Here is a 10,122-nt window from a genome sequence, read left to right as displayed (position 1 = left end):
GGTATCCCGGGGAAGCTTTGCTCACGACTACATTTGTGGAAAAATCCGGCAGAACATTTGTTACGATCAATATTCAATGGAAGAAATAAAGGAAAAATTAAATGATAAGAGAAACAGTTTATCTCTCCGTCTGTCAGGAATATTTGTTTCTCGATTTTTACTACAATCTGGAATCGTTTATATAATAGCGGGCGTATTTGCTTATTCTGTAATGTAGATATAATGATAGAGCCTAAAATCTTCTGATAAAAGTTATCGTATTTAAAGAATTTCCTCTAAAACCAAAATTTTTCTTCCACCGTGAAGAGAATAAGCAGTAAGTCCCGCTTCCTTTAGGATTTTAGCCGCTTTCCTGGAACGAATCCCTGATTCACAAATCGTAATATAGATTTTTTCTTTAGAAAGACCGGATGCAGTATTTATAGAAAGTTCGGAAAGAGGTGAAAATATAGAATCTACTATCGGAGTTTCTTTTCTTTCTTCTGGTTCTCGCACATCTAACAGAATATATTTCGGATTCTTCTTCCATTCTTTCCAATCTTTTAGATCGATCTCTTCTCTGAAAATTTCTTCTCTTTTGCCAGAGCCACATTCAGTACAATTTGGATCTGCTTTCAAAAAAGTTTCATAAAGTAGAGGAGATTCCCATTCCAATTGGAATGCAGATTGAGTTGGAGATTTTTCAGGAAATAGTAGATGCTGGATTGCAAAGGAAGCTTGGTATAAACCTGCAATCGCAGTTTGTACTCCTAAAACTCCTCCGTCTTCGCAGGAAAGAAGTTCGGATCCTTCTAAATTTGGATACAAACATTTATAACATGGTTTTCCATGAGGTGAGAAGATTGCTACTTGCGCACTTGTCCTAAAAACGGAAGCAGTTACAAGTGGTTTGAAGTTTTGGATGCAGAATCGGTTGATCGTATACTTTGCTTGGATCTGATCCGTGCAATCCAAAATAATATCCCAATTTTTGAATATACTTGGATCTATTCTTTCTGAAAAAACTTCGGTAAATGTTTCTAATTGGATCCCCGGGACTCTGGCTTGTATATATTCCTTGGTGGTATCCGTTTTCTTTCTGCCAATATCGGAGAGAGTGAATGCGGTTTGCCTGTGAAGGTTACTCAATTCTACGGTATCAAAATCCCAAAGTCCGATCCTTCCAACTCCTGCAGTTGCTAAATGTAAGGAAGCAGGGGAGCCTAAGCCTCCGAGACCAATCACCAATGCTGATTTTTGGAGAAGTTTGTTTTGACCAGATTCGCCTAAAAAAGGCAGTTTAGTTTGTCTGGAGAAATACTTTTTCTGTTCCGGACTCATCCAAGGAAAGCATCTTATATTTTCACATACCCGACAAGACTTTTTAATTGGCTTTCATAAGTGTCCGGGTATGGTAAGCTTGGACATCGTGGATGCTTACGGTCGAAAATTCGAAGTGCTTAGAGTGAGTGTTACATCCTCTTGCGGATTCGGCTGTGTATATTGTGCTCCTGGTACTGCATTAAATGGAGAAGGAACAAATGGTTCCTTTTTGAGTGCCGAACTTCTTCGTAAAAATATACTTCTTCTTTCCCGTAAAATTTCTATCAAAGAGATTCATTTGACTGGAGGAGAGCCAACTCTTCATAAAGATCTTCCAAGTCTTGTTCGAGTGGCTAAAGAGGAGAAGATCCCGAATATTGCACTTACCTCCAACGGATTTTTCAGAGACGGTCTCATTCGAGATCTAAGACTTGCAGGTTTGGATAGAATGAATTTTTCCTTGGATTCGCTTTCTCAGGAATCTTTTTCTCTCATCTCCGGCAAAAATCTTCCCGTAATTCGTTTATTAAATAGGATAGAAGAAGCAATCCAAGAAGGATTGGAAGTTAAACTCAACTGTACTGTATTAAAAGGTTATAATGAAGAACAGATCCGTCCACTTCTTCGATGGGCGGGAGAAAGAAATCTTCCGATCCGTTATTTGGAATTAATGAAGATGGGACCTCTTAGGGCAAAACATTCCGAGTTATTCTTTTCCGCTGCAAAAATAAAAGAAGAGTTAAGTTTAGAATTCGATTTTGAACCTGAAATCACTCCGATCGAATCTACTGCAAAATATTATAGCACCGCTGAAAATTATAGATTCGGGATTATCGCAAATCATACGGAACCTTTCTGCGATGGTTGTAATCGTCTTAGGATGGATCATCTGGGAAAAATTTACGGATGTTTAAGTGATTTTCGATCTTTCGCTGTTTCGGAAGATGAATCTGAATTAGAGAATTCCTTAGATCTTGCCATGAAAACCAAAAAAAACGAGTTTACCGGAAGTGAACTTTCTATGAAATATATAGGCGGGTAGATGGATATTCAACTTTTGTTTTTCGCCGCAGTCAAAGATCATTTTCCGGATCTTAAAAAAATAGAAGTTTCCGAAGGGGATTCTATTGTCCATCTTCGTGAAATTCTTACTCGAAAAAACCCAGGTTCAGAATCTATTTTAAAAGTTAGTAGATTTGCAGTGAACCAATCCATTGTAAGTGATGATTTTATTTTGAAGGAAGGTTCGGTGGTGGCAGTACTTCCTCCTTCTAGTGGCGGTTGATATGTCCGTTTTAGAATCCTATTCTCATATATCTTCTTCTCCCATTTTTGTTTCTTCAGAGTTACCTGATATTCCTGAAATGGGTGGTCTTGTGGTGTTCTCAGGGATTGTCCGAAATCTAAATGAAGGAAAGAAGGTCACTCATCTGGAATACGAAGCATATGCTCCTATGGCAAACGAGATGATCTTGAATATTCTTGCGGATGCTCGAAAAAAATGGGACCTTCTTTATACAAACTGTATACATAGAGTCGGAAAATTAGGAATTTCTGAGATTGCAGTGATAGTAGAAACAGGATCCATACATAGGGCAGAGGCTTATGAATCCAATCGTTATATCATAGACCGAGTAAAACACGAGGTCCCGATCTGGAAAAAGGAATTTTATTTTGACGGTTCTTCCGAGTGGTCGAAGGGCTGTGTACATGAGAGCCATTGATTCCGTAGGGATCGTGCTTGCAGGTGGAAAAAGTTCCAGAATGGGAAGGGATAAATCCTTCTTATCTTTAAAAAGCCAAAAATTTTTCCTTTTAGAATCTTATAAAAAACTAAAATTCCTATGTAAGAATGTATTAGTCTCTATTCGAGAAGAACAAAGGGTAGAATATTCCAAACATGTTTCGAATGAGTTTCTGGTTTCCGACTCGATCTCAGGCATAGAAGGCCCGCTACAAGGTATTCTCAGTTCCTTCCTTCTTTTCCAAAACGATCCTAATATAAAAAAATTTTTGGTATTAGCGGTTGATCTTCCTTATATGAGGACCAAAACTTTAGCTAGATTATATTCAAAAAAAGAAATGGTAGGTTCAGGAGTTTTTTACCAAACTGAAGAAGGGGTTGAACCGTTATGCGGTCTTTATTCTTCCGAATACCTACGCTTTTTATTCCAAGAATTTGAAGAAGGCAGATTAAATTCATTTTCTCCTAAAACTCTAATAGAAAATGGAAATCCTAGTCTTTTGGATATTCCAGAAATGGAAAAATCCTCCTTTATCAACCTAAATTCTCCCGAGGACCTAAACCTCCCAAAGTCCTAAGTTTCCGATCAAAAACCGATTTACATGGGGTTTGGGAGAGAAAACATGGTTCTACCAACCATGCGGGAATAGCTCAGTGGTAGAGCACCTCCTTGCCAAGGAGGGGGTCGCGGGTTCGAATCCCGTTTCCCGCTTACAGAAGTCGTCCTCCGCCTTCTGTCTTCTGAGACCATGGAATTCAAGACAAAGAAAAATCAAAACGCATCCGTAGACCTTAAGTTAACCTTTGATAAGAACGATCTAGAAAAGGCGTTCGAAAAGACTTATAAAGAAAAACAAAAGGATCTCAAGATCCCGGGTTTCCGTCCCGGAAAAGCACCGATCGAAATGGTAAAACGCCATTTGGGAGACTCGGTAGCGAACGACGCAATCAATCTTCTATTATTAGAAACTGTCAGTGACCTTTCCGGGAAGCTGGAACACAAGATTGTACGTTTCCCTAAATTTACTGTAGAGGACTATGTTCCTGAAAAAAGTTTAGTGGCAACTGCGGTCTATGATACTGATCCGGAAGTTTCCTTAGGGAAATACAAAAAGATCAAGATCAAACTTCCTGAAGTACAAGTGACCGACGAGGATATCACCGAGGAACTTCAGTTTGTTCGTAAACAACTTGCTAGAAAACTTCTGAGAGAGCCAAGCGAAGGAGCCGAGAACGGCGACATCGTAGATATGGAATTCGAAGTGAAGGAAGACGGGCAGGAGCCTAAAAACGCTAAAAACGGTTCAAGTGATTATAAATTAGGAGAAGCTAATAATCTTCCTGGTTTTGACGACAACCTGTACGGCATCAAGACTGGAGAGACCAAAAACTTCTCCTATACTTACCCTAACGATTATCCAAGAGAAGATCTGGCCGGCAAAAAAATGGAATTCGCCATGACCTTAAAGGCGATCTACAAAGAGGTCCTTCCTGAACTGGACGATGATCTGGCGAGCGAATATGACGGATCTTCTTCTTTACAAGTTTTGAAAGATAAGGTCAAAACCGATCTTCAAAAGAATTATACTGAAGCTGTAAAAAATAAGAAGATGGAAGAGATTTACAAGGAACTGGTAGCAGATTCCAAGTTTGTATTCCCTGAGTCATATCTTACCGAAGAATCAGAACACGTGTATCAGAATATGATGCAGGATGTTTTAGGAAGAGGCCAGGCCAGAATTCCTAAAGAACAGATCCCAAGTATCGAAAAATACGCGGAAATGGTGGGAAAACCTTTAGAAGAAGTTAGGGATTCCTTTAAAACCATCGCGGAAAATAGACTCAAAGGATACTTCTCCAGACAGAAACTGGCATCTACGGAGAATATTGTTTTAACGGACGAGGATTTCGACCGCGAAATCTCGACCCTTGCCTCAAGATATGGTATGCCTGACGCCGATTTTAAAAAAGAATTGGAAAAAGGTAAACTTCTGGAAACTTACCGGGACAATTTTTTAGCAAAAAAGATAGACGATACCCTCTTCCAGCTTGTAGAAAAGAAATACAACGAGAAGATGAGTATCCGTCAGCTAAAGGAATTCCTTTCTAATAAGGAAACTGGAGAAGTATGGCAATAATTCCTACAGTTATAGAGCAAACCGGACGCGGAGAAATGCGGTATGACGTATTTTCCCGCCTCTTAAAGGACAGAATTATCTTTCTAGGTGACGCAATTTCTGACGATTACGCAAACGTGATCATCGCACAACTACTGTTCCTGGACGCGGAAAATCCAGACAGGGACATCTACTTATACCTGAATTCCCCAGGCGGATATGTATCTTCCGGGCTTGCCATTTACGACACTATGCAGTATATTAAGGCAGACGTTCGTACACTTTGTATTGGTCAGGCTTCTTCTATGGCGGCACTTCTTCTGGCAGGCGGGGCAAAGGGCAAAAGGTCCGCTCTTCCTCATTCCAGAATTATGATGCACCAACCAACCGGAGGAGCAACCGGCCAGGCTTCTGATATCGCTATCCAAGCTAAGGAAGTTCTGAAATTAAAACAGGTGTTAAACGGTTTGTACGCTAAACACACAGGCAAATCTGTGGAAGAAGTGCAAAAGGATACCGAAAGGGATCTTTACATGACTCCAGAAGAGGCCCAAAAATACGGGATCATCGATTCTGTAATTTCTATAGAGCGTCAAAAGAACTGATAGGGGGATCCCGTGGCAAAAAAACCGACCGGAACCAATAATAAACAAAAATTATTTTGTTCGTTCTGCGGAAAAGAACAAGACTCCGTAAAACGACTGGTTGCCGGTCCAGGTGTTTATATTTGCGACGAATGTATCTCACTTTGTAATGAGATTATTGCGGAAGAACCTGAGCAGGAAAAAGAACGCACAGAACTTTTGGGAGAAGTCCCTAATCCTGCAGCGATCAAAGCGATCCTAGACCAATACGTAATCGGACAAGACCATGCTAAAAAAGCTTTGTCCGTTGCTGTTTATAATCACTATAAAAGAATTTATCTTAAAGACAAAAAAGCTGATATCGAATTAGAAAAATCGAATATTCTTCTAATTGGACCTACAGGTTCCGGAAAAACCTTACTCGCTCAAACTCTTGCGAAGATCATCAAGGTTCCATTTGCGATCGTAGATGCTACTGCACTTACCGAAGCTGGATACGTAGGAGAAGATGTCGAAAACATCATCCTCAAGCTGATCCAAAACGCAGACAATGATATCAAAAAAGCGGAGATCGGGATCATCTATATAGACGAAGTAGATAAGATCGCTCGCAAATCTGACAGCGCATCCATCACAAGAGACGTGAGTGGAGAAGGTGTACAACAAGCACTTTTAAAAATTATAGAAGGAACCGTAGCGAACGTTCCTCCTCAGGGTGGAAGAAAACATCCTCACCAGGAATATCTGCAAGTAGATACTAAAAATATCCTATTTATTCTAGGTGGAGCATTCGTTGACCTGGATAATATCATCAAAACCAGAACCGGTGTAAAAACAATCGGATTCGGTAGCGATGAAAAAGACGGCAAAATCTTAAGAGACGAGAGCAAAGGTGAAATTTTAGCTCGAGTAATCCCTGAAGACTTGATGAAGTTCGGACTGATCCCTGAGTTTATCGGCCGTATGCCGGTGATCGCTACTCTGCAAGATTTAAGTGTAGAAATGCTCAAACGTATTTTCAAAGAGCCTAAAAACGCAATCTTACGCCAGTACACTAAGATCCTAGAAATGGAAAATGTAAAACTTTCCTTTGAAGAAGCTGCGATTGACAAGATCGCTCAGCTTGCAATTGAAAGAGCATCCGGAGCTAGAGGACTACGCGCTATTGTGGAAAATCTAATGCTGGATCTGATGTATGAAATTCCTTCTCGTAAAGATGTAGAAGAAGTGATCATCACTGAAGATGCAGTAACCGGAACCAAACCTCCTAAACTAGTTCTGAAAAAAGAACCAAAAATCGCTTAATAACACGATTTCGCACAGAGGCCACGGAGAAGAGCTTAAACTCCGTGACTCCGTGCGAAACTTTGTTTTAATTTAAGCTAGCGATATCTATCACAAATCTGTAACGTACATCACTTTTAACGACCCTTTCGTAAGCATCGTTTACTTTTTGGATGGAGATTAGTTCTATATCACTGGTGATATTATGCTTTCCGCAGAAATCTAACATCTCCTGTGTTTCGGCGATCCCTCCGATTAGAGAGCCTGCCAGACTTTTACGGCCGCCGATCAAAGAGAATGCCCCGATCGGTACTTGTTCCTCTGGAACACCAACCACAACCATAGAACCGTCTACTCTTAATAAACTTAGGTAAGCATTCCAGTCCAAAGGCATAGAAACAGTATTGATGATCAGATCAAAACTTCCTCTTAGTTTGCTGAACGTGCTTTTTTCTGAAGTAGCATAAAAATGGTCCGCGCCTAGACGTTTTGCATCTGCTTCTTTTTTATTGGATTGGCTTAGTACTGTAACTTCTGCGCCTAAAGCATGAGCGATTTTTACACCCATATGACCTAGGCCACCAAGTCCAATGATGGCTACTTTTTTGCCAGGGCCCGCTTTCCAATGAGCAAGCGGAGAATATAGAGTGATCCCTGCACAAAGTAGGGGAGCCGCAGCATCCAAAGGAAGATTATCAGGAATTCTTAATACATAATTTTGATCTACAACGATCTTATTTGAATATCCGCCATAGGTCGGGGTTTTTCTATCCTGCTCTCTTCCATTATAAGTGGCGCTCATTCCGGTTTCACAGAATTGTTCCAAGCCTGCTTTGCAATGTTCACATTCTCTACAAGAGTCTACAAAACATCCGACTCCTACCTTATCTCCTACTTTAAATTTGGTAACCTTTGAACCGACTTTGGAAACAACACCTGTGATCTCGTGGCCCGGAACCATTGGGAATATAGATCCTCCCCATTCGTCTCTTGCCTGGTGTATATCCGAATGACAGATACCACAGTATTGAATATCGATGACTACATCTTCTTCTTTTGCATCTCTTCTATCGAATTGAAAAGGTGCTAAAGGAGCCTTTGCAATAGCGGCGGCATAACCTTTTGCTTGGATCATTTTCTTCCTCGTTTGTTTTGGAATATTGGATGAATTTCAAGTGGTGAGAAATTCGAAAATCGGATTCGGCGAATTTCCGAACTGATTTTTCAGGAGATTAGACAGACTACAAGGAGAACTGTTTTACTTTTTCTATTATTTCGGAAAAATTATATTAGGCTGTGGTCTGTGGTTTAATCTCTAACTCTTCCAACAGTAAGGATTGCCGCTTTGGATAGTCCTTTTTTGCCGGATTCCATTTCTAAAAATCTTCCGAAGTCCAATGTAAGTTCCCTAGAGTTTTTATAATCTCTGCCTGCACTCCAGTTTTGGAGTTGGATCAGAAGTGGGGCGACTCCTGCTGAGCTAGTAAGTTCGGTCAGTCTATCACTCAGGAAGACCAAATATTCTCCAGGCCTGATTTGGATCTTTTTTACATCTCTTGTAGAACTTCTGAAATCGTAGAATACTTGTTTAGAGATCGGTAATATATTCGTTTTTCCACTTTTTTGAACAAGTGCAGGCAGTTTTTGGAACTGGAGTATACCCGCTTCTCCATTTCTAGTTTCTAAATAAAATAATGTAAGATTTAGATAAGAGATGGGTGTGGATCTGAGAGCTCTATCTATTTTATAAAGTAGATCTTCTCCCCTCAGACCTGTGGTTTCCTGAGCGAGCGAGATCATACCTTCTATTCTTGCCTTGAAAGAAGATTCGATTGCTCCGTGATTCGGAAAACCTGCCAATACTCCGAAACAGCCGTCAGCAGTCGGAATGATATTTGCATAGTCTGATTCCCCGCTATCGGAGGAACGGGGAAAAACAGTGATGTCCAGGTTTTTGATCTTATGAAGTCTGATCTTATGGAAAAATTTTTGGATCTTGTCCGAAAGTTCTCTTTCCTTTTTGTTTAAGGATTCTTGAGAAACAGTTTCTTCTTTAGTTTTTTTCTGGTAAAGGGCAATGCGGAAATGTCGAGCAAGCTCTCCTAATTCATCGCCTCTTTCTGATTCTCCGGAATCTTCATATACGTCTTGGGACCAATTCTGCAAAAGTTGAGAAATTGATTTGAGAGATTTAAAACTTAAATTTATAAGAAAGTAGGTGAGAAATCCAAGTACAATGGAAAAGGAAAGTCCGACTCCAAGCCGGATCCAAACAAATGCTCTTAATTCTTTTCTGATCTCTTCCCCGAAAAGAAAATCATCCAAAAGTAGATAAGATAAAAATAATACAAAAGAAGCGGTAAAAGAGGCGAATGCTAATTTATGTTTGGATTGAAGATTCGGAAACAATTCATTTTCTCTCTATGATTGCGATTAGTACCAATGAGATCCCAAATAGGACCAATAATGGGACGAATAACATTAACATGGAAATCACATCGGGTCCAGGAGATAATACCGCTGCTGCAAATGCGATCCCTATGAATGCTTCTCTCCAATGTTTGAGTAAGAAGGAAAGTTTTAATATCCCGACCGCAGCTAATAACACCATGATCACAGGAAGTTGAAAAGACAATCCGAAGATTAAATGCATATTGAAGAATACGTCATAGTATTCATCTATAGGAAGCCTGGTTTCAATATCAAGCGGGCGGACTGTGACTAAAAATATTTTTAGAAAACTTTCGAATGCTTGTGCCCAGCATAACCAGACCCCTAACCAAAACAGAATCGTAGAAAATGCAATGAGTGCTTTTCCGAGTCTTGCGGTTCTTGGTTCTAAGGCTGGAGAAACAAATCCCCATAAAAAGGCCAGGGCGAAAGGGAAGGTGATCAAGATAGAAACCATAAACCCTGTTCTTAGATAAACCATGAAAGGAGCCATGAGTTTGATTTGGTAGAATGTTGCAGATTCTCCCAAAATGTTCTTGTACGGTTTAATAACTATCTTATGAAGTTCTTCTCCGAAATATAAAGCTACCACGAAGAAAACAGTGAATACCAGAATAGAACGAATTAGTACGGAACGTAG

Annotated in this window: 12 protein-coding genes and 1 tRNA gene; 9 read left to right on the top strand and 4 right to left on the bottom strand. The window is 40.0% G+C overall.

What is annotated here, in order from left to right; translation table 11 throughout:
- A partial coding sequence (locus tag CH377_RS19820; RefSeq protein WP_208859771.1) for a hypothetical protein occupies window positions 1-217 on the top strand: 217 nt, incomplete at its 5' end.
- A gap of 44 nt (window positions 218-261) precedes the next feature.
- On the opposite strand, the gene CH377_RS19285 is transcribed toward CH377_RS19820, so the two are convergent.
- Entirely contained in the window at window positions 262-1,320 is a 1,059-nt protein-coding gene (locus tag CH377_RS19285; protein ID WP_100725361.1) for a HesA/MoeB/ThiF family protein, read from the bottom strand.
- Between the two features lie 79 nt (window positions 1,321-1,399).
- On the opposite strand from CH377_RS19285, the gene CH377_RS19280 reads away from it, so the two are divergent.
- From CH377_RS19280 to clpX, 8 genes are all read left to right on the top strand, one after another.
- On the top strand, window positions 1,400-2,344 hold the full coding sequence (locus tag CH377_RS19280; RefSeq protein WP_100725362.1) for a radical SAM protein: 945 nt from the start codon (window positions 1,400-1,402) through the stop codon (window positions 2,342-2,344).
- The gene (locus CH377_RS19275) at window positions 2,345-2,587 is read left to right on the top strand and encodes a MoaD/ThiS family protein (protein WP_100725360.1); all 243 of its coding nucleotides are present in this window, start codon (window positions 2,345-2,347) and stop codon (window positions 2,585-2,587) included.
- A 1-nt stretch (window position 2,588) separates the two neighbouring features.
- Complete coding sequence (locus tag CH377_RS19270) at window positions 2,589-3,026, top strand: molybdenum cofactor biosynthesis protein MoaE (RefSeq protein WP_100725359.1); 438 nt, start codon at window positions 2,589-2,591, stop codon at window positions 3,024-3,026.
- Entirely contained in the window at window positions 3,013-3,624 is a 612-nt protein-coding gene (locus tag CH377_RS19265) for a molybdenum cofactor guanylyltransferase (protein WP_100725358.1), read from the top strand. Before CH377_RS19270 ends, CH377_RS19265 begins: the two co-directional genes overlap by 14 nt.
- A 62-nt stretch (window positions 3,625-3,686) precedes the next feature.
- Window positions 3,687-3,758 (top strand) — tRNA-Gly (locus tag CH377_RS19260).
- A 37-nt stretch (window positions 3,759-3,795) separates the two neighbouring features.
- Window positions 3,796-5,184: a trigger factor gene (tig, locus tag CH377_RS19255; RefSeq protein ID WP_100725357.1), complete on the top strand. Its 1,389-nt coding sequence runs from the start codon at window positions 3,796-3,798 to the stop codon at window positions 5,182-5,184.
- Window positions 5,175-5,768 (top strand): ATP-dependent Clp endopeptidase proteolytic subunit ClpP, encoded by a 594-nt coding sequence (gene clpP / locus CH377_RS19250; protein ID WP_008592146.1) that lies wholly within the window; start codon window positions 5,175-5,177, stop codon window positions 5,766-5,768. Before tig ends, clpP begins: the two co-directional genes overlap by 10 nt.
- A gap of 12 nt (window positions 5,769-5,780) precedes the next feature.
- Window positions 5,781-7,052 carry an ATP-dependent Clp protease ATP-binding subunit ClpX gene (gene clpX / locus CH377_RS19245; RefSeq protein WP_100725356.1) on the top strand — a complete coding sequence of 424 codons (1,272 nt, stop codon included), beginning with the start codon at window positions 5,781-5,783 and terminating at the stop codon, window positions 7,050-7,052.
- A 67-nt stretch (window positions 7,053-7,119) separates the two neighbouring features.
- On the opposite strand, the gene CH377_RS19240 is transcribed toward clpX, so the two are convergent.
- From CH377_RS19240 to tatC, 3 genes are all read right to left on the bottom strand, one after another.
- Window positions 7,120-8,166 carry an NAD(P)-dependent alcohol dehydrogenase gene (locus CH377_RS19240; protein WP_100725355.1) on the bottom strand — a complete coding sequence of 349 codons (1,047 nt, stop codon included), beginning with the start codon at window positions 8,164-8,166 and terminating at the stop codon, window positions 7,120-7,122.
- Window positions 8,167-8,339: 173 nt separating this feature from the next.
- Window positions 8,340-9,440, bottom strand: coding sequence for an Arg-Lys translocation region protein phosphatase RktP (gene rktP / locus CH377_RS19235; RefSeq protein ID WP_100725354.1), 1,101 nt, complete (start codon window positions 9,438-9,440; stop codon window positions 8,340-8,342).
- Between the two features lies 1 nt (window position 9,441).
- On the bottom strand, window positions 9,442-10,122 hold a 681-nt coding region (gene tatC / locus CH377_RS19230), incomplete at its 5' end, for a twin-arginine translocase subunit TatC (RefSeq protein ID WP_100725353.1).

This window comes from Leptospira haakeii (genome assembly GCF_002812045.1).
In the GTDB taxonomy this organism is placed as follows: Bacteria; Spirochaetota; Leptospiria; order Leptospirales; family Leptospiraceae; genus Leptospira_B; species Leptospira_B haakeii.
This window is presented reverse-complemented; position numbering and strand designations above follow the sequence as displayed.